The organism is Stutzerimonas sp. S1, assembly GCF_025966695.1.
Lineage (GTDB): Bacteria > Pseudomonadota > Gammaproteobacteria > Pseudomonadales > Pseudomonadaceae > Stutzerimonas.
Genome location: NZ_JAOEIY010000002.1, coordinates 257492 through 277004, shown reverse-complemented (window position 1 = coordinate 277004; position 19513 = coordinate 257492). Strand labels below are relative to the sequence as shown.

14 protein-coding genes and 1 pseudogene are annotated in these 19513 nt (G+C 63.5%); 3 read left to right on the top strand and 12 right to left on the bottom strand.

The genetic code is table 11. The features are described from left to right. Window positions 1-123 precede the first annotated feature (123 nt). The 10 genes from N8H22_RS05240 to N8H22_RS05195 all read right to left on the bottom strand — a co-directional run bounded on the left by N8H22_RS05240 (window position 124) and on the right by N8H22_RS05195 (window position 14756). Entirely contained in the window at window positions 124-3195 is a 3072-nt protein-coding gene (locus N8H22_RS05240) for an error-prone DNA polymerase (protein ID WP_264589561.1), read from the bottom strand. After that, complete coding sequence (locus tag N8H22_RS05235; RefSeq protein ID WP_264589560.1) at window positions 3192-4604, bottom strand: DNA polymerase Y family protein; 1413 nt, start codon at window positions 4602-4604, stop codon at window positions 3192-3194. The genes N8H22_RS05240 and N8H22_RS05235 overlap by 4 nt, the downstream gene beginning before the upstream one ends. A 7-nt stretch (window positions 4605-4611) precedes the next feature. Further along, window positions 4612-5226, bottom strand: a complete 615-nt coding sequence (imuA, locus tag N8H22_RS05230; RefSeq protein WP_264589559.1) for a translesion DNA synthesis-associated protein ImuA — start codon at window positions 5224-5226, stop codon at window positions 4612-4614. Window positions 5227-5538: 312 nt separating this feature from the next. Next, a complete protein-coding gene (locus N8H22_RS05225; protein WP_264589558.1) occupies window positions 5539-5787 on the bottom strand; it encodes a hypothetical protein in 249 nt (82 codons plus the stop codon). A 377-nt stretch (window positions 5788-6164) separates the two neighbouring features. Next, a complete protein-coding gene (locus N8H22_RS05220; RefSeq protein WP_264589557.1) occupies window positions 6165-8120 on the bottom strand; it encodes a PhoX family phosphatase in 1956 nt (651 codons plus the stop codon). Window positions 8121-8167: 47 nt separating this feature from the next. Beyond that, window positions 8168-8947 (bottom strand): energy transducer TonB, encoded by a 780-nt coding sequence (locus N8H22_RS05215; protein ID WP_264589556.1) that lies wholly within the window; start codon window positions 8945-8947, stop codon window positions 8168-8170. Beyond that, the gene (gene tolR, locus N8H22_RS05210; RefSeq protein WP_264589555.1) at window positions 8944-9390 is read right to left on the bottom strand and encodes a protein TolR; all 447 of its coding nucleotides are present in this window, start codon (window positions 9388-9390) and stop codon (window positions 8944-8946) included. Before tolR ends, N8H22_RS05215 begins: the two co-directional genes overlap by 4 nt. Before the next feature lie 10 nt (window positions 9391-9400). Further along, on the bottom strand, window positions 9401-10108 hold the full coding sequence (gene tolQ / locus N8H22_RS05205; protein ID WP_264589554.1) for a protein TolQ: 708 nt from the start codon (window positions 10106-10108) through the stop codon (window positions 9401-9403). 120 nt (window positions 10109-10228) lie between these two features. Then, window positions 10229-12175, bottom strand: a complete 1947-nt coding sequence (locus tag N8H22_RS05200; RefSeq protein WP_264589553.1) for a phytase — start codon at window positions 12173-12175, stop codon at window positions 10229-10231. A gap of 64 nt (window positions 12176-12239) precedes the next feature. Beyond that, complete coding sequence (locus N8H22_RS05195) at window positions 12240-14756, bottom strand: TonB-dependent receptor (RefSeq protein ID WP_264589832.1); 2517 nt, start codon at window positions 14754-14756, stop codon at window positions 12240-12242. A gap of 341 nt (window positions 14757-15097) precedes the next feature. Between N8H22_RS05195 and N8H22_RS05190 the strand changes: the two genes are divergently transcribed. Both N8H22_RS05190 and N8H22_RS05185 read left to right on the top strand, forming a co-directional pair. Beyond that, on the top strand, window positions 15098-16012 hold the full coding sequence (locus N8H22_RS05190) for a GGDEF domain-containing protein (protein ID WP_264589552.1): 915 nt from the start codon (window positions 15098-15100) through the stop codon (window positions 16010-16012). Window positions 16013-16018: 6 nt separating this feature from the next. Further along, entirely contained in the window at window positions 16019-17053 is a 1035-nt protein-coding gene (locus N8H22_RS05185) for an AraC family transcriptional regulator (protein WP_264589551.1), read from the top strand. A gap of 69 nt (window positions 17054-17122) precedes the next feature. Here the strand turns inward: N8H22_RS05185 and N8H22_RS05180 are convergent, their stop codons facing one another. Both N8H22_RS05180 and N8H22_RS05175 read right to left on the bottom strand, forming a co-directional pair. Further along, entirely contained in the window at window positions 17123-17602 is a 480-nt protein-coding gene (locus N8H22_RS05180; RefSeq protein ID WP_264589550.1) for a VOC family protein, read from the bottom strand. Between the two features lie 194 nt (window positions 17603-17796). Continuing rightward, window positions 17797-17931, bottom strand: a pseudogene (locus N8H22_RS05175) (aromatic alcohol reductase); the annotation flags it as partial. A 116-nt stretch (window positions 17932-18047) separates the two neighbouring features. On the opposite strand from N8H22_RS05175, the gene arcD reads away from it, so the two are divergent. Continuing rightward, on the top strand, window positions 18048-19475 hold the full coding sequence (gene arcD, locus N8H22_RS05170) for an arginine-ornithine antiporter (protein ID WP_264589549.1): 1428 nt from the start codon (window positions 18048-18050) through the stop codon (window positions 19473-19475). The last annotated feature ends 38 nt before the right edge of the window (window positions 19476-19513 follow it).

Sequence of the window (19513 nt, the reverse complement as noted above, 5' to 3'; positions counted from 1 at the left end):
GCCTAAAAACCAGCACGAGAAGCACGATGCTACGTGCTGATGCTCGATGGCCTGAAGCCAATGTGACAGAGATCTTATCGGAAAGACGCCACGGATCGCCTGCAAACACCCGAACACATCGACTCACCGGAAGTCCCGACTGCGAACATCCAGACCATTGAGCAACGCGGTGAGATTCCGCAGACGCCGAGCAATCAGATGAATAACGCCATCTTGCACTTCCAGACGACCATCCACACGCAACAGGCGTGAAGCGATTAGCTCCTGCCGCTGCCGCTCGGCCAGATCGGACCAGACCACGACGTTGACCATCCCAAACTCATCTTCCAGCGTAACGAAGATCACCCCGCTAGCCGTCTGGGGTTTCTGGCGACCAGTCACCAGCCCCGCAACAGCCACGCTTCGACCATGCTTGATGCCGGCGAGCTCACGCGAACTGCGGCAGCCGCGAAGCTGCCTTCGCAACAGCGAGAGCGGATGGGGACCAAGCGTGGTTCCGACCGTGGCATAGTCGGCACTCATGTCCTCTGCCACCGATGGCAGAGGCAATGCGACAGCCGTCTCGGACACTGGCCCACCCGCAAACAACGGCAACTGCGTTTCCACCCCTGCGACCGCCCAGCGCGCCCGATGCCGATGACCGGCCAGCCCGCGCAGAGCGCCGGCATCCGCCAGGACTTCGCGCGCACGAGTATCCAGTTGCGCGCGCGCACAAAGGTCGCCGACATCGTCGTACGCGCGCAGACTGCGGAGAGCTTCGATGCGTCGCCCGTCGGCCTCTCGCAGGCCGCGCACCATGCGCAGCCCCAGACGAATACCAAGTCGGGCATCCCGTGCAGACTCAAGCGAGCAATCCCAGTCGCTGTAACGTACATCCACGGGGAAAATCTCGATGCGATGGCGGCGAGCATCCTGGAGGATCTGATCGGGGCTGTAGAAACCCATCGGCCAACTATTGATCAGTGCACAAGCGTAGGCAGCCGGCTCATGGCACTTCAGCCAGCAACTGGCATAGGTCAACAGAGCGAAACTGGCGGCATGCGATTCGGGGAAGCCATAGCTGCCGAACCCTTTGATCTGCTCGAAGATACGCGCGGCAAACTCATGACTGTAGCCACGCGCGACCATGCGCTCGGTCAGACGTTGCTGATGCGGCTCCAGCCCGCCATGACGCTTCCAGGCCGCCATCGAGCGACGCAACTGGTCAGCCTCGCCGGGTGTGTATTCGGCGGCCACGATGGCCAGTTCCATCACCTGCTCCTGAAACAGCGGCACCCCCAGTGTGCGCTCGAACACCGGTATCAGTTCCGCCTTCGGATAGCTCACCGGCTCTTCACCATTGCGCCGCCGCAGGTAGGGATGGACCATGTCGCCGACGATTGGCCCCGGACGAACGATGGCCACCTCGATCACCAGGTCATAGAAGGTTTTGGGCTTTAGCCGTGGCAGCATGGCCATCTGCGCCCGCGACTCGATCTGGAACACGCCGACGGTGTCAGCACGACCAATCATTTCGTAAGTCGCACTGTCCTCCTGGGGCAGAGTGGCGAGCGTCCAGCGCTGCCCTCGGTAGCGCTCGATCAGATCGAAACAACGGCGCAGTGCGCTGAGCATCCCCAGCGCAAGGATGTCCACCTTGAGCAAACCAATCAGATCGAGATCGTCCTTGTCCCACTGGATGATCGTGCGCTCAGCCATGGCCGCATTCTCCACCGGCACCAGGGTTTCCAGCGGCTGCTCGGAAATGACGAACCCTCCCGGATGCTGCGACAGATGGCGCGGAAAGCCGATCAGTTGCGCGCTAAGCGCCAGCACTCGCCGCAGCACCGGGCTTTCCAGATCAAAGCCACGTTCACGCAAACGCTCAGGTTTCGGCAGCTCTCCCCCCCAATGACCGCAACATGCCGCCAGGGCGTTGAGCTGATCGGGAGGCAATCCGAGAGCCTTGCCGACGTCCCGTAGTGCGCCCGTGGCCCGATAGGAACTGGCCACCGCAGTCAGCGCCGCGCGACCCCGCCCGTAGCGACGGAAGACATACTGGATCACCTCCTCCCGACGCTCATGCTCGAAATCCACGTCGATATCCGGCGGCTCGTTACGCTCTCTGGACAGAAAGCGCTCGAACAGCAGATTGCTCCGCGACGGATCCAGCTCGGTGATACCCAGTACGTAGCAGACCGCCGAGTTGGCAGCCGAGCCGCGCCCCTGGCACAGGATGCTTTGCTCTCGGGCATAACGAACGATGTCATGCACGGTCAGGAAGTAGCTTTCGTAACCCAGCTCGGCAATCAGCTCGAGCTCCTTGAAGACCTGCGCCCTGGCCTTCTCCGGAGTCCCCTGCGGCCAGCGCCAGCGCATCCCCTGCATGCTCAGCTCGCGCAGCCAGGTAGTCGGCGTCTGTCCCGGCGGCACCAGCTCACAGGGGTACTCGTAGCGCAGCTGGCCGAGGTCGAAGCTACAGCGCTCGGCGATGCGCAATGTTTCGGCAAGCAGCTGCGGCGGATACAACTCGGCGAGCTGCGCGCAGCTGCGCAAATGACGCTCGCCATTGGCGAACAGACGCAACCCCGCTTCCGCCACGGTGCAGTGATGGCGGATAGCTGTCATGCAGTCCTGCAGCGCGCGACGTCCGCGAGCATGCATATGCACGTCGCCGGCGGCGACCAGCGGAAGGCCCAGGCGCGCTGCCAGCACCTGCAACTCGGCCAACTGCCGTGCGTCGTCGGGCCCGCGATGCAGTTCGACCGCTAGCCACAGGCGATCGGCAAAGACCTCGCGCAACCAGGCACCGACCTCTGCGTCGCGTGGCGAATCCGGCGTCCAGAGGGCCAGCAATCCCTCTGGCAGTGCCGCCAGATCTTCGGGCAACAAGATGTACTCGCCCTTCTTCGCCCGGCGTCGGGCCTGGGTGATCAATCGGCACAGGGCCTGATAGCCATCCAGGTTCTCGACCAGCAGCACCAGCTTGGGTCCACCACGGACACGCATTTCGCTGCCGACTATCAGCGGCACCCCGACTTCCCTGGCGGCCTGCCAGGCACGCACGATACCCGCCAGGGTGCATTCATCGGTGATCGCCAAGGCCTTGTAGCCATGCTGGCTGGCACGCTCGAACAGTTCCCTTGCGCTGGAGGCCCCGCGCTGGAAGCTGAAGTTGGACAGGCAATGCAGCTCGGCATAGCCAGCAATGTTCATGCAAACCACCCGTGCAGCAGCAGCGGCCCGCGCTCGCCCACCACGCGATAGGCCCAGCCTCGCTGCCCTTTGCGCGACTCGATCAGGTAGTAGTCACGACGGATATCGTCGCCATCCCACCAGCCGGTTTCGATACGCTCGGGGCCGGCGAGCACACGCCAATCGTTATCACGCAAAACCTGCGGCCGGGACAGCAGCCAGCCGGGGCGACCGGCTGCATATGCGGCTATCACTGCACCTTCGCCGTCCGTCTGCCAGGCGCGTTCGGGGCGGTGATCGGCCTGAGCAGTCAGTCCGTGGACAGCCTCATCACCCAAGCGGGCCCGAAGTCGTTCACGCAGTTTCTCCCAAGGCAAAGTCTGCTGCGCTCGCTCATCGAACAATGCCCGATGCTCCGGCACGAACGCCGGCAGATCCCGTGCCGTCAGCTGCATCGCCTGAGTCGGTGCGCACAGACTGACCTGTTCCAGGCGCCCGCGGGCCAGCTCGAAAAGCATGGCCGGGTCGCGCTCCGCGCTCAGCAACCCGACCGCAACCTCCGTGCGCGCCCTTTGGGCATGCTCGAGATAAAGAGTGAAGCGCTGCACACCGCTGTCCCGTCCGGCGAGGAAAGCCGCCAGATCTGCAGTCAGTCGACGCAACGGAAACAGCAGTGCCTGATGGGAGGTGACGTCGAAATTCAGCTCGATGCGCGAGTCAAAGAAATCCGGCGGAGCATAGAACTCCAGCACCAACGCCCGCTCACCCAGCAGAACATCCAAATGCTGCAGCACCGTCTGGGGAAAACGTCGCGCCAGCGCATCACGCGGCAGCGCCAGCACCTGACGCACAGTACGCAACCCCATGCGTGACAAAGCCGTAGCCACCTCGCGGGGAAGCCCGACCCGCTCCACCGGCATGTTTCCCAACCGCTGGCAAAGCGCCTGTCGATCCGCAACGGCCAGGCCATCATGCGCGTTGGCCAGCGCACGAGCTGCCGCCGGATTCGGCGCCACGACGATGCGATGACGAAATCCCAGGGCCGACAGCTCCTCACGCAATCGCGCCTCCAGCTGCGGCCAGGGGCCGAACAGGCCGAGACTCGAGCCGACCTCCATCAACAATGTCTGTGGGTAATGCAGACTGACTTGGGAGCTGAAGCGGTACGCCCAGGCCGCCAGGAAGCCCCGCCAACGCTCGATCTCCAGCGGATCGTATTCCGCCACCCGCAGATTGCTGGCCAGGGTTCGCGCCGCACTCAGCGATTGCCCCGGTCGCAGCCCGAGCGCACGCGCAGCTGGGCAGATGGCACGCACCACTCGCCGCTGGGGTGGACCACTGACCAGCGCCAGCGGCGCTCCATCGGCATGATCACGGCGCAACACGCCATCGAGAGCCAAGTGCGGAAACAGTACACAGACCCAGCGCATGACCGCCTCAGTGCCATGCTGAAACAGGAATGGCGGCCGGATCGACAAAGCCACCGCGACTCTTGAGCACGCGCAACTGTGCCGGCCGGGCATCCACGGCGATACGCAAGGCGGCCGGCGAAGGATTCAGCGCTTCCTTCAGCGGACGATAGGCAAAAGCCCGTGTCTGCCCGGTCTCAGCAGCCACCTGCAAGCGCCGCAAGGCGCGATCGTCCGCCTGTTTCGGCCAGCACAGCACTGCACCACAACTACCAGAACGCAGACACTGCTCTGCAGCCCATAACGCCTCCTTGCCGCTCGCCTCGATCAATGCCAGATGGCGCAAATCAATCCCGGCCGCCATCCAGCGCTGCGGATAAGGCACATACGGCGGCGCAACCAGTACCACGCGTTCGGCTGCAGTCGTCAGACGGGCCAGCGCCGGCCAGAGCAGCTGCAGCTCACCGATGCCTTCCGCTTCGATCAGAATCTCGCTAAGCGCCGCCTCCGGCCAGCCTCCGCTGGGGAGCCGCTCATCCAACTGCGTATGCCCGGTCGACAGCCCCGACGACAGACGCGCGGCGGGTTGCCCCTTCCAGACCCGACGCTGATCCAGCAGCGAATCCAGAGCCACTACACCCATCAGCGAGGCCCTGCAAAACCGCGCGCAGGCGAAGCCATCGGCGACTGCACTGACATGCGGATGGTGGCCACAGAGCGTTCATGTAGCCGCACAGGCAGGCCCCGGCAGCACGCAGGCGCCCCCCAAATGGTGAAATAAACAGCCTGGTCCGCAACACTGATCAACATGGCTCACACTCCTGATTACTGTCTAAATATACAGTATCCAAAAATCGAGAACCATGACCATTCACCGGGAGATACCCGGAGCAAGACCGAGCAACTGCCAGCCTCAGGGACTTCGGCTAGCTGAAAGGCTGTGACTTGCTTGCAGCTACCGCTGCGCTACGCAGCGAATGTGCAGCTCGGCCCGGTTGAACCCCTGCTCCGCACTCAGGGTTTCATAGCCGTCCGGGCAGGCTTCTGCTGCTTTCTGCGCGCACATGTCGTCTTGACCGGCCTGATCGCAGGCCAAGACATACTCGTCAGCGCCCTCAACGGGCGGCACTGTCTCGACCAGCGAACAGCCGCCAAGCAGAACAGCCACGCCGAAACCGCACCAGTGATGGATCAGCTGCTTCATAAGTTCCCCCTTCGCAGTGAACCCATTAGGGCCCCCCGCTGCGGGGTTTGTTGCATGCCCTGGGCAAGCCAGCCATCCGAGAGCCGCGATACGCTGCTTCCCTGACTTAAGCTGGCCGCCCGCACCAACAGCCGAACCGCGGTGAGCTCGCGGCCGTTCGCCGCAGGTTAGGATTGAACCGATAAAACCTTGATTGAAAAGGAAAATTTACCACTGATGAAAAATCAGCCAGTCTGTACGCAGAGCACGCCTCCTCTGCTTTCGCAGCCGGATCGGAGGTTGATATCCACGTGCTTATCCACAGTTTTTGTGGATTAAGTCTTTGCGCCCGACCTTGAGCAGCTCCAGCTCGGCCGAAACATCCGCTCAACCTGCCATCAGCTCCCGATGACACCGCCATCAACACGGGTGATCAACAGCGTGGTCGAGCGTGGACGACTCTTGCCGTCGCTGGCCGGGAAACTCAGCTCGGGATGCTGGATATTGGCCCACATCGCCCTGCCGTCCGGACTCCAGGCCAGGCCGGTGATCTCGCAGCCGCGCGGGCCGACGAGAAAGCGGCGAACTTCCCGACTCACCGGATCGGCACACAGCAACTGATTGCAGCCCATGTTGTGCATGGCCGGTTCGCGATCATCGTAATCAGTCTGAATCCACAGGCGGCCCGCCGCATCGAAGGCCAACCCATCGGGCGAGGAGAACAAATCGCCACTGATGGTTCCGGTGACGTTGGCGGGCACCGGCTTGCCATCCTTACCCCTGGCACCGCTGGCCTCGCCGGCAAGAAGAAAAATTTCCCAGGTGAAACGTGTGGCCGTCGGATCGTTGCCCTGCTCCTGAAAGCGCAGGATCTGCCCATGCAGGTTGTGCGGCCTCGGATTGGCCTTGTCCACCGGCTGCTTGTCACCGCGTTCATCGTTATTGGTCAGGGTTACATACACCTCCCGCGTCTGCGGATGGACCGCAGCCCATTCCGGACGGTCCAGCGGAGTGGCGCCGACGTGGTCGGCCGCAGCCCGCGCATTGACCAGCACCTCGGCCTGGCTGGCGAAGCCCTGCTCCGCGCTCAGACCATTCTGCCCATGCTGCAGCGCCAGCCACTGACCACTTCCATCGGCAGCGAGCTGCGCCACATAGAGCATGCCGTCGTCCAGCAGATCGCGGTTGGCCTGCGGATCGGCCGCGTCGTAGCGACCGCTGGGAACGAACTTGTAGAGGTATTCGCCCCTGGCATCATCACCCGAATAGAACGCCATGCGGCCATCGGCACCGAGGCTGAGCGCCGCGCACTCCCGGCTGAATCGGCCAAAGGCCGTGCGCTTGATCGGCTGCGCCTGGGGGTCGAACGGATCGATCTCCACCACCCAGCCAAAGCGGTTGGGCTCGTTGACATGCCCGCCGTAAGGCTGGTCGGCATGAGGCGTGGCATCGAATCGAGGGTCGGCGGTTTCCCACGCGTAATTCTTGCTGGTGCCCTCACAGGCCAGGCCGTAGCGCTTGTGCGCCACTCGGGCGGCGTAATCCCGCTGGTCACGATTGATGAAATAGTTCGGCCAGTTCTCCTCGCAAGTGAGGAAGGTACCCCACGGGGTAACACCGGTGGCGCAATTGTTGAGGGTGCCAAGCACTTCCAGCCCCCGCGGGTCGCTGGCGGTTTTCATCAGTTCATGGGCCGCCAAGGGGCCAGCCAGACGGATTGGCGTAAGCATGCTGATTCGCCGGTTGTAGGGCGAATCCATCACCCGCTGCCACTGGCCATCGGCAGCCTGTTTCACCTCGATTATCGAGACCCCGTGGGCCGCCTGCTCCTTGCGCACTTCGCCAAGCGGGCGCGGCCTGGATTGGTCGATCCGGCCGGAGGGATGCAGCGACGGGTTGACGTACTCGTGATTCATCACCAACAGGCCACGACGATCGTCGCCGGGGAAGGCGAAGAAATTCATGCCATCGTGATTGTCGCCAGCCTGCTTGAGCTGGGCCTGCCAGTCGTCGCTGGCGTCCGCTTTCCAGGCGGGCGCTCCGGGTTCAACCGGGTCCCCCCAGGAGAAAAACGGCACGGCGCGATACCCCTGCGCCAGCAACACGCGGTCGAAGTTGGTGTCCAGCTGTACCGGTACGCTGTTGAAACCCAGCAACGGACTGGTCCCGACCTTGCGGCAGGCACCGATACCGCCGGCAAAGAAGCCCAACGCGGCCAGGCCAAGACCGCCCTTGAGCACATGGCGGCGGGCCGGGTTGACCAGTCCCGTCAAAGGGGCGTTACGGCTGGGGTTGATGACGACGTCATCATGAGCTTGCAGACGCTCATGGAATTGGCTGTGCTCGTGACTCATTGCGGTACTCGATAGTCGTGCCCGATTGAACCAGCGCTGGCGCGGGTCTATTCGATGCGGTAGTGGAAAGTGTTCTTCACGTTGGGCACGCGCACCGCGCGGCCGTCGACGATGCGCGGCCGATAGCGAAAGGTGCGTGCCGCCGCCAGCGAAGGCCGGACGAACAAGGGGTGGCAATCGCCCAGCACCTGCGGATTCTCCACACGGCCGTCGGGCGTCACGCCGTAGGTCACCGTGCAGTCGCCTTCGATGCCTTTGTCCAGCGCGCGGTCCGGGTAGTCGGGCGCTTGCTTGCTTATCGGGAGGTAAGGCCGGCTGGCGGCAGCCAGCGCCTCGGCCGCCGCACGGGCCTTGGCCGCCGCGGCCGCCTGCTCCGCTGCAACGGCCTGCTGACGTTGCTCTTCAGCACGCGCCTGCGCCTCGGCAGCCAGTTGTCGCTCCCGCTTCAGCCGGGCGGCACGCTGCAGTTCGGCCACCCGTCGCACCTCGTTCTGGCGCGGCTCGACGCGCTTGCGGGCCAGGGCCGCAACCTCTGGTTCAGGCGACTCGACCCGCGGCGAGGGCTCAACCGGTTCAGGCACCGTTTCAGCTACCGGCCTGATGCGCTCAGCCACGGCAACAGCTGGCGGTGGCAGACTGATCAATCGCGTCGACAAGGTGCGGACCTGCGGCTCGACCGGCGGCACAACCTGCCAGTGCCCGAGCAGAGCGGCGAGCACCAGGACGTGCAGCCCTATGGCCACGCTCAGAGCCAGTGCATGGCGACGACGGCCGCGGCTCGGCCAATGCGCTCGCTGCATCGACATCGGCATCGAAATGCCCGTCATGGCCGGGGCGCCTCGGTGATCAGCCCGAGGTTTGCCACGCCGCCCTGCTGCAAGGCAGCCATACCCGCCACCACGGTGGCGTAGTCGGCGTGCTGATCGGCGCGGATATACACCTGAGTGTCGCCGCTCGAGGCGATGATCGCGCCAACCTTGGCGGTCATTTCCTCCAGGCTCACAGCGCTGTCGGTGTGCTGCTCCGTCTCGAGCTCACTACCCAGGTTCCAGTAGTAGCTGCCGTCAGCCTTCACCGAAAGCGTGAGAATCTGCTGCTGGCTGTTGCTGGCCAGTGCCTCGGCGGCGACCTTGGGCAACTCGACCTTCACGCCCTGGGTGAGCATCGGTGCGGTGACCATGAAGATCACCAGCAGGACCAGCATCACGTCGATGTAAGGCACCACGTTCATTTCGGCCTTGGGGCCATGCTTGCGACAGGGCTTGCGCATCGGCTGACCCTCAGGCGGCTTGCGACAGGCAACTGGCGGCCTGCAGCTTGCGATGCAGCCGGCCCTGCAGCTCGTTGCCGAAGGCATAGAAGCGCGTGCTGAGCGTCTCGACGCGGGCGGCGAAGCGGTTGTAGGCCACGACCGCGGGAATCGCCGCGAACAGCCCGATAGCAGTCGCGATCAGCGCTTCGGCGATGCCCGGTGCTACGGTACTGAGCGTGGCCTGCTGTACCTGCGACAGGCCGATGAAGGAATTCATGATCCCCCATACCGTGCCGAACAAGCCGATATAGGGACTCACCGAACCCACGGTGGCAAGAAAGGCCAAGCCCTTCTCCAGGCGCTCCTGCTCTTCACTGATGCTCACCAGCAAACGCCTTTCGACACCATCGATGACCGCATCGGCGCCGATGCCGGGCTCACGCTTGAGGTGGCTGAACTCGCCATAACCTTCGCGGAAAATCCGCTCCAGGCTGGCGTCTTCATCGGTATCGCCGCTGTTCTCGCGATAGAGCTGCGCCAGGTCGTTGCTGTTGCGAAAGCGCAACTGGAACTGCCTGAGCAGGCGATCGTTGCGCGCCAGCAATAGACCGCGCTGGACGATCAGATACCAGCTGGCCAGCGAAGCCAGCAACAGGGTCAGCATCACGCCCTTGACCAGCAGCGAGGCATCTCCGATCAGCCCCCAGATGGTCATGTGCTCGAGTGTCGCGTGCATGGTTTTGATTCCTCTTGATGAACGCGGGCCGGCCGTCGCCGCCCGCTGCTCTGCCCGCCAGCGCGGGAGAGTTGCCGTGTTATTCGATTACGTGCGGGTTACCGGCCGATGACAGCCGCGTCAGTCCAGCTCCAGGGCTTGCGCCACCGCCGTCCAGGGCACCAGTTTGAAGTTCTGGGTCGCCTCGGGTAGCCGCTTGCGCCCGTCCTGCACTACCAGCAGTCCCTGACTCCAGGGGCCACCGAGGTTGGCCGAGCTGACTTCCAGGCCGTCTGTCTCGGACGCCCCATCGATACCCAGCGCGCCGTTCAGACCGATACGCAACGCACCGCGCACTGCAAACGGCGGAGCCGCATCCAGCAGCACATAGCTGTCGTTGCCCTGACTGGAAACCACCAGATAACTGCCTTGCGCACCGTGATACAGCCCTAGTCCCTCGACGTCGGCCCGCAGCACATCACCCACCTTGAGCACGCTGCTCAGCTTGGCCGGTGCATGCGCACGGGCATCCAGCGTCCAGACACCGACGTCTTCCTCACCAATGAACAGGCGCTGCTGGCGGTCATCGGCCACACAGCCTTCAGGCTGACTGGCGACCTGGAAGCGCCGGACCTGTTCGCCATGCACCTGACCGGTCGCGTCGCTGCTCAGGCGGTACTGCAGAAAAGTGCCGTCTTTGGCATTGGCGAAGGCATAGAGCTCATCGCTGTGCGGCTGAAACAGACAGATGCCGTAGATATCCCCGAGCGGCGTGCGGATCTCACCGGCTTCGCGCAACTCGCCACTGAGCCGGTCGATGGCGAACAGGCTGATGCTGTTGTGATCGCGATTGCTCGCCACCGCCAGGTCCACCTGCTGCCCGCCCAGAGTGAAGCCGCTGCGCACGTCGACGTTATTCAGCCGGCCAACCGGCAGCTCCTGCAGCAACCGACCCTCCAGGTCATAGGCCAGCAGCCCCTGCTTCTTGTTGGTACCCAGTACCCGCGACAACTCAGGTTGCGTGGGATGCACCCAGATCGCCGGATCGTCGGCGGCGTCGCCATGCCGGCCAACCGGCTCGGTCTGCCGCAGTGGCACGACGTACGGCAGCGGGGGCGCGAGCAGCGGAGCCTCGGGTTTCCAGCTCAGCCGACCTTGATAGGCACGCCCCTGGTCATCGTCCTGAATCAGCAGGTCCAGCCCGTCGGTCGTGACGCGTGCATCCAGCCGCTCCGGCTCACTCAGCCCATCCAGCGGCAGGCGTGCGACGCTCTGCCAGCCTTGCGTTCGCCATTGGTAGAGGTGCAGTGCCGGTTCCTCGCCGTCCAGCGCCAGTAACCCGCCGGGCACGCTGACCAACGCTCCGGGGCTGCCCTTGAGGCCACCGAACGGCACACGCATATCCACTACCTGACGCCCGACGTCCGCTTCAGGCTGGGCTGCGAGCACCCATAGCCCCACGCCTTCCTCATTAATGAACAGGCGGTTGGTCGCATCGTCGGCGTGGCAGTACTCGGCACCCGGTGGCGTCGGCACACCGCGCAGACGCTGAGCCGCAGGCAACAGCTCATTCGCGCCGGCAACCAGCCACTGCTCACCCTGTCCCTCCTCCCCCAGCAGGAACAGATGCAGATTGCTCGCCTCGTCGCGGTACAGGCACAGCCCGGACAGGGCGAAATCACGCGGCGGCAGTTTCAGGGCGCGTTGCCAGCGGCGGCTCTGCACATCCAGCAGCACCAGCGCCACTTGCTGAGCGGTGCTGTCGAGGCTGGCTACCAATAGCTGTTCACCGAGCACACGGCTGTCCAGGCCGCTGAACGAGCCGGTCAGCCGTGCCAGTTCGCCCCCCTGACCATCCAGCAGCAGCAGGCCTCTGCGTTCGCTGGCAGCCAGACGCAGATCAGCAGCAGCGGTCAGCTCCGCCGGAACAAAGCGTACCTCTTCAGCCTCGACCCCAGCCGCCTGCCCCCAGGGGCTCAAACTCAAACCCGGCTGGGCGCTAGCGCCGGCCGGCGGCAGCGCATCGCAGGCGCCAAGTGCAATAGCCAGCCCGGCAAGCGCGAGAGAACGACTCAACGACAAATTCATGCAAAACAGATCCTTCTTGTAGACACGCAGACACCAGCCGCGCCCAGCGGGCGCGCAGCCAAGATCAGAAGTGGGTAAAGGTCAGGCCGAGCTTGTAAGTCGGGCCGTATTCCTCGTACTGGGCGTTGTAGGCGCTGCGGCCGGTGTAGACGTAGTAGGACTCGTCGGTGAGGTTTTGCGCCTCGAACGTCAGCTGCAGGTCCTTGGTCAGGAAATAGCGGGCGGTGAAGTCGACGAAGGTCTGGTCGTCGACATGCAGGTCGTGGTCCTCGTCATCCACCGCCGCGACCTCGTAGAGGTAGTCGGACTTGTAGTTGGCCGACAGGCGCAGGCTGAGCTTGTCGTTCTCCCAGCCGAGCATCAGGTTGCCGACGCTGTCGGATTGGAATGGCAGATCGATGTCCCGGCGCTGGCCCCGCGCGCCGATACTCGCATCGGAACGGCTGAAGGTGGCGTTGGCGCCTACCAGAACGCCGTTCCAGGGTGCCGGCAAGCCGCTGAACTTCTGCTGCCAGGCCAGCTCCAGGCCATACAGCTCGGCACTTTCGCCGTTGGCGTAGGTGTTGGCCTCGTCGAACGCAGCCCAGCGCCCGCTGCCGGCCAGGTCGGTGTTGTAAACGAAATTCTCGATGTCCTTGTAGAACACGAAAGCCGAGACCACGCCGTCCTTGTTCAGGTAATGCTCGATCCCCAGATCGAGGTTGCTCGACTCCAGCGGATCCAGACTCGGATTGCCGAACTCGGCTTCATCGCCGTCAATGACAAAGCCCGGCGCCAGCTGGTCGAACGTCGGCCGCACCACACTGTTGGTCCAGGCAGCGCGCAACTGCGTCTGCCGGTCCAGCTGGTAACGTACATGCACCCCCGGCAGCCAGTGGTCGTAATCGTTGCTGACCTGATTGGCGACAAAATTGCCGTCCTCGAGGCCGGTACCCTTGGCTTCGAACTCCGCGCCTTCGTAGCGCACGCCGACGATGAAGCGCCAGTCCTCCACATCCAGCGTGTGCATGAGGTAGGCGGCATTGATGTCCTCGCGCATGTCGAAGTCATTCACCCGTGACTGTTCTTCGTCGTAGAACGCGCTACGGTCGAGGCGGCCGAGCAGCGCCTCAACCGCGCCTGCACTGATCCCCGGACCGAAACGATCGAGGCCGTAATCCACCGACCCCTTGGTGAAGTTGCCGAGCAGCAACTGGTCGTCGCTGATGCCGAAACTGTCGAAGTCCTCGTAGGCCCAGGCATTGGTGTCATTGTCCTTGTCGCGGCGGCTGAGCTTGCCGCCGAACTTGAACTGCGCCGCGTGGCCGGCCAGCTCATAGTCACGCGCCAGGTCAAGCTTGAGGTTCTTCTCGGTATCGCTGGTGTTCTGCTCTTCCCACTCGACCTTGTCCAAACTGAAATTGGCCGGGTCATAGAAGGCGCTGTCGATATTCAGGCGAGGCTTGCTGGTGCTGCTGAAACCGCTGTCGGCGAAGTCGTCGTTGCCTTCGAACGCGGCCCCGGCAATGTGCCCGGGTGTGTCTTCGCTGGACTCGCTCCAGCCAGCCTGCACGTTGATCGTCCACGGGCCACGCAGATGCTCGCTACCCAGCACATAGGACTGGATTTCCTGGGTTTCCTCGCGGTCCTTCAGCTCGCGCCAGCCTTCGCTGTCGCCCAGCTCCCCGGCCGCCTGCGCATCGGCGAACTCGACACCGGCGGCATTGCGCGTCTCGCTGTCCTTGTAGCGGCTGTACAGCGTGCGCAGGTAGTAGCTGTTGAGATCATCCGCCTGGTAGTCGAAGTTCAGGCCCAGACCGCTGCGCTCACGGGTGATCTCGTAGTCGCGCTGCTCGAATTCGGCGAGCCTGGCACCGTTCTCGAAGTCCCAGGCACCACCGGTTTCGACGTTGTCCGAGCCGAAATCACGCTCGCCCCAGCTAATGGCAGCGGCCACACCGAAATTGTCGGTACCGCTACCGAGGCTGAAGCGGTTGCTCACCGCCCCGGAGAGTTTCGGGCTGTTCTCGCCGGTGTTTTCGTCGTGACTGGCCTCGACACTACCGGTGTAGAACAGGCCCTTGTGATCGAACGCCGACAGGCTTTCCACCTCGATGGTGCCGCCCAGCGAATTGGCATCCATGTCCGGCGTCAGGGTCTTGACCACCGACAGCGACTGCACCAGTTCGGACGGCAGTACGTCCAGCGCCACCGCGCGGGTACCGCTGTTCGGCGAAGGGATCAGCGTGCCGTTGATGGTCACACTGTTGAGATCAGGGCCCAGCCCGCGAACGCTGACGAAGCGTCCCTCGCCCTGATCGCGCTCGACGCTGACCCCGGGCAGGCGCTGCGCGGCCTCGGCGACGTTCTCATCGGGCAGCTGGGCCACACCATCGGCGCTGACCACGCTTTTCACGCTGTCGGACCGGCGCTGCTCCCGGATGGCCTTGTCCATGCTGACCGCCTGGCCCACCACATTGACATGCTCGGTGCCACTCTCGGAGTTTGGTTCGACCGCCAGGGCTGTCGTGGCGGCAACCGCCAGCGCCAGCGCGGTGAGGGCATGGCCGGCGCGACGGGCCGGTGCGCGGTGTTTCAACATCATCGGAATCTCCCCAGTGTCGACAAGGCCAGGCAATGGCCCGGCGAGTGGGGAGGCACGCTAGGCAGAGGGCATGACGCTTGCGTGACAGCTCTCCGGCAGCGCCGCGGCAAAGCGTCTTTTAGAGGGCTGCGACGGTACTCAATGGGCTGAAATGACCTGCGATCACGCCACTGCACCGGCAGCGCCACGATCCACAGCCCAGCAGTGACGATGGTCTGCGGCCAGTCATCGAAAAAAACCGCACGCTGCCCTGAGCCAATTTGACCTCCCGCGCTGCAACCTGGCCGTCACACGGCTCTGTTCAGCTGGACAGATTCACCGTTGAAGGACTCGTCTCCATGCCCAGCCTGCTGCACCAACATCGCCTCAAACTCGCCGCCCTGCTGGTGGCGGCGAACCTCGGTCTGCTCCTGCATCTGGCAGCCGGCGAGTTGAAGTCACTGAGCGAATGGGTCTGGCTGGATCTGATCGGCGAAGGCGGTTCCGCCCTGCTCGCCCTTGCCTGGCTGGGGCTGGTGCTCAAGAGTCGGCCGGCTGGCCGAGTGACCAACCTGCTGGCCATCGGCCTGGGCTGCGTGTTCTTCTCCTGGTGGATGGACCTGCTTGACGAGTTCATCCGTTTGCCGGACACCCTCGGCTGGGACAACTGGCTGGAATCGGCACCGATGCCGCTGGGCCTGCTGCTGCTCACCTATGGCCTGTACCACTGGCATCACGAGCAGCTGGCGATCAGCGCGCAAATGGAAAAACGCGAGCGTCTGTTTCGTGAACATCGCTTGTTCGACAAGCTCACCCCGCTAGGTGGCGCGGATTATCTACGCCGTCAGCTGGACTTGAGCCTGGCGCACAGCACGAACGAGCAACAACCGCTGTCGCTGGTGATCGTCGATATCGATGATTTCGACGGTATCAATCAACGCTACGGCCATGCCGAGGGTGATCGGGTACTGCTGGCAGTGACCCAGCAACTGCTGCTCAACCTGCGCCACCAGGATCTGCTCTGCCGTCTGGCCGGCGACCGCTTCGTCGCCCTGCTACCTAACACTGGAGAAACGCTGGCATCGCGCATGGCCACCGAATTTGCTGCGGCGATTGCGCACCTCGCACACAAGTCGCGCCAACACGGCGAGCGCATCCAGCTCAGCGCCAGCGTGGCTACGGTAATGGCCATGCAGGAAAGTCCCGAAACGCTGCTGCGCCGCCTCAACCTGGCGTTGGCCAAGGCCAAGCGGCCGCTGGCGCTACGAGCCTGAGCCACCATGACCCTGACCTGTCCCTGGTACGAATGCGACACCCGTTGCATTGCCGCACACCAACAGCCCGCCAGCCTGATCGAGCTGTGCCTGTCGCGCGGCATCGACAGCCATCGCCTGCTGCGCGGCACGGGTCTGTTTCTGGAAGATGTGCCACAGGCCGAGACACAGATCAGTCCGACCCAGTTCCTCATCCTGATCGACAATGCGCGGCGCCTGCTGGCTGCGGACGACTCCAGTTTCCTCTTCGGCCAGCGTTTGCTGCCCGGCCATCACGGCGCAGCCAGTCAGGCGCTGGGCCTGGCCAACAACCTGCAGCAAGCGCTGGAGCTGTTGGGCGAAATGCGCGCGCTGCTGTCTCCGCTGATGAGCCCCCGCCTGCTGCTGGATGAGCAACATGCTTACCTGTACTGGCTGGACAGCTGCGGGCTTGGATTACAGCGAGGCTTCATGCTCGAAGCGAGCATGACGGCGGTCGTGGCCATGAGCAGGCGGCTGAGTGGTGAACACCTGCCCTGGCAGTTCCATTTCCGCCAGGCGCTGCCTCGTCATATCGAACAGTACTGGGTTCACCTGGGCGAGGATCTGCTGTTCAACCGACCTTATGACCTTCTGCGCCTGCCACGCGAGTACCTGACCAACCCCTGGCCGCAAACGATCCAGAGCACAGCTCAGGTCGCGTACCAGCAAGCGCGCCAGCAATTGCAGGCACTCGGCGCCCGCTCCAGCCTGCTGGACACCCTGCAACGCTGGCTGCTGCGCCATGTCCGCGTGGCACCCAACCTGGAACACGCCGCCGAAGCGCTGGCCATGAGCCCAGCGACATTCAAACGCAAGCTGCATAAACACGGCACCAGCTATCAGGAGCAACACGACCAGATCCGGCTGCTGGTCGCGCTCTATCTGTACCAACTCAAGGGCTACAGCAACGAAGAGGTCGCCAATCACCTTCGCTTCCACGACGCCACCAACTTCCGCCGCTCGTTCAAGCGCTGGACTGGCCATCCGCCTAGCGCAGTGCTTGCCCTGCTGCGCAGCTGAATTCAGCGCACCGGCCCGAGCGTTAGGACGGGCAGGCGCTGGTGCATGAACGTGTTGGAGCGGCGAAGGTTATCGCCCCACAGCCACTTCGATCGCTGCAATGTCGATCTTCGTCATATGCATCATGGCGTCGAAGGCGCGCTTGGCCGTCGCTCGATCCGGGCTGGTAACGGCGCGCGTCAGGATCCGCGGTGTGATCTGCCAGGAGATGCCCCACCGGTCCTTGCACCAGCCACAGGCGCTCTCCTGACCGCCATTGCCGACAATGGCATTCCACAAGCGGTCCGTTTCAGCCTGATCGTCGGTGGCCACCTGGAACGAGAACGCCTCGTTGTGCTTGAACGCGGGGCCTCCGTTCAACCCAAGGCAAGGAATTCCCATCACGGTGAATTCGACCGTCAGGACATCCCCCTGCTTGCCGGCTGGGTAGTCGCCGGGCGCGTGATGGACGGCGTCCACGGTACTGTCAGGAAACGTTCTGGCATAGAACGCAGCGGCGTCGAGCGCAGTACCGTCGTACCACAGGCAGATGGTGTTCTTGCTGTTCATCGTGGCTCTCCGAAAAGTGGTCGCAGAAGCACGCCAAGCAAGCGCTCTCAGCGCAGCCGGCCGCCTCTTGACTGCCGTGACACCCCACCCGGCAAGCGTAGACCCTCCTCCCTGTTCAGCATGGACTCCGGAAGCCGGTGCCCGCGATTCCACTCAGCCGGCGCCCCTTGCGGCGACACGACAATACGGTGCGATCAACTCGAACGGGCACCTAGGTTCTGCCTGATCCACTCAACCGCGGTTGTCAGCTCGATTCCCTGCTTGGCATTTAAGGTGGTGGCCTGGTCCCAAGTCACGCCCCTGCCCTGGGCGAACACGGCCCGATACTTCATCGAATCGCTGGGAACGCCGGCTCTGCGAACAGTCGTAAAGCTGATGCAGGTCATCCCCAAACCAGCAACGCCGGCGCTTCATACATGGCAGTGGATGATAGGAGGGCTCTCGAATGTCTCAATCTGCGCAGAAACTGCGTCTGAGCGCGCTAGTTGCACTCGTGGTCGGTTCGATGATCGGCGGCGGTATCTTCTCGCTGCCGCAGAATATGGCGGCCAGCGCCGGGGCCGGCGCGGTGCTGATCGGCTGGGCGATAACCGGGGTCGGTATGCTCACCCTCGCCCTCGTGTTCCAGACGCTGGCCAATCGCAAACCCGAACTGGATACGGGCGTCTATGCCTACGCCAAGGCCGGGTTCGGCAACTATATGGGCTTCTCCTCGGCCTGGGGCTACTGGATCAGCGCCTGGATTGGCAATGTCAGCTACATGGTCCTGCTGTTCAGCACCCTTGGGCTGTTTTTCCCGATCTTCGGCGAAGGCAATACCGCCGCTGCGATCGCATGCGCTTCGCTGTTGCTCTGGGCTATCCACTTTCTGGTACTACGTGGCATCAGAGAGGCCGCATTTCTCAACCTGATAACCACCATCGCCAAGGTGGTGCCGCTGGTACTGTTCATCGTGATCACCGCACTGGCCTTCAGGCTCGACGTTTTTACGGCCGACTTCTGGGGTGCGGGCAACGTGGAACTGGGCAGCGTGATGGACCAGGTTCGCGGCATGATGCTGGTTACCGTCTGGGTGTTCATCGGCATCGAAGGCGCCAACATCTATTCGGCACGCGCGCAAAATCGCCGGGATATCGGCAAGGCAACGGTGATCGGCTTCTACGGCGTTCTGCTCCTGCTGGTGCTGGTGAACATGTTGTCGATGGGAATCATGAGCCAGCCGGAACTTGCCGCGCTGAAGAATCCATCCATGGCCGGCGTGCTCGAGCACGTGGTCGGGCGCTGGGGAGCGCTGCTGGTCAGCGTCGGGCTCATCGTCTCGCTACTCGGCGGCCTGCTGGCGTGGACGCTACTGTGCGCCGAGATACTGTTTGCCGGAGCGCGGGACCACACCATGCCGGAGTTCCTGCGCAAGGAGAATTCGAGGCAAGTACCCAGCAATGCCTTGTGGCTATCCAACGGTCTGATACAGCTGATGCTGATCATCACCCTGTTCAACGACGCGACCTATCTCAACCTGCTGTACCTCGCGACCTCGATGATCCTGGTGCCCTACTTCTGGTCGGCTGCCTATGCCGTAATGGTCAGCTGGCGCGGTGAGACCTACGAGAGCGACCCAGGTGCACGCAGCAAAGACCTTGCGGTATCTCTGGTCGCCCTACTGTATGCCGCGTGGCTGCTGTATGCCGGTGGCATCCAGTACCTGCTGCTGTCGGCGCTGCTCTATGCACCCGGTGCGCTGCTGTTCGCCAAGGCCAGGCGCGAGCTGGGAAAACCCGTGTTCACCACAATGGAAAGGCTTGTCTTCGCTGTCGTGCTCGCCGGGGCGCTGATCGCCGCCTATGGTCTTTACGACGGTTTCCTGAGCCTTTGACTCTCTCCTGGCCAATACCGAACAGGCCAGTCCGTGAA

Bases quoted from the DNA above. Each gene is read 5' to 3' on its own strand.
- N8H22_RS05240 (WP_264589561.1), bottom strand. From the start codon at position 3,195: ATGAACATTGCTGGCTATGCCGAGCTGCATTGCCTGTCCAACTTCAGC.
- N8H22_RS05235 (WP_264589560.1), bottom strand. From the start codon at position 4,604: ATGCGCTGGGTCTGTGTACTGTTTCCGCACTTGGCTCTCGATGGCGTG.
- imuA (WP_264589559.1), bottom strand. From the start codon at position 5,226: ATGGGTGTAGTGGCTCTGGATTCGCTGCTGGATCAGCGTCGGGTCTGG.
- N8H22_RS05225 (WP_264589558.1), bottom strand. From the start codon at position 5,787: ATGAAGCAGCTGATCCATCACTGGTGCGGTTTCGGCGTGGCTGTTCTG.
- N8H22_RS05220 (WP_264589557.1), bottom strand. From the start codon at position 8,120: ATGAGTCACGAGCACAGCCAATTCCATGAGCGTCTGCAAGCTCATGAT.
- N8H22_RS05215 (WP_264589556.1), bottom strand. From the start codon at position 8,947: ATGACGGGCATTTCGATGCCGATGTCGATGCAGCGAGCGCATTGGCCG.
- tolR (WP_264589555.1), bottom strand. From the start codon at position 9,390: ATGCGCAAGCCCTGTCGCAAGCATGGCCCCAAGGCCGAAATGAACGTG.
- tolQ (WP_264589554.1), bottom strand. From the start codon at position 10,108: ATGCACGCGACACTCGAGCACATGACCATCTGGGGGCTGATCGGAGAT.
- N8H22_RS05200 (WP_264589553.1), bottom strand. From the start codon at position 12,175: ATGAATTTGTCGTTGAGTCGTTCTCTCGCGCTTGCCGGGCTGGCTATT.
- N8H22_RS05195 (WP_264589832.1), bottom strand. From the start codon at position 14,756: ATGTTGAAACACCGCGCACCGGCCCGTCGCGCCGGCCATGCCCTCACC.
- N8H22_RS05190 (WP_264589552.1), top strand. From the start codon at position 15,098: ATGCCCAGCCTGCTGCACCAACATCGCCTCAAACTCGCCGCCCTGCTG.
- N8H22_RS05185 (WP_264589551.1), top strand. From the start codon at position 16,019: ATGACCCTGACCTGTCCCTGGTACGAATGCGACACCCGTTGCATTGCC.
- N8H22_RS05180 (WP_264589550.1), bottom strand. From the start codon at position 17,602: ATGAACAGCAAGAACACCATCTGCCTGTGGTACGACGGTACTGCGCTC.
- arcD (WP_264589549.1), top strand. From the start codon at position 18,048: ATGTCTCAATCTGCGCAGAAACTGCGTCTGAGCGCGCTAGTTGCACTC.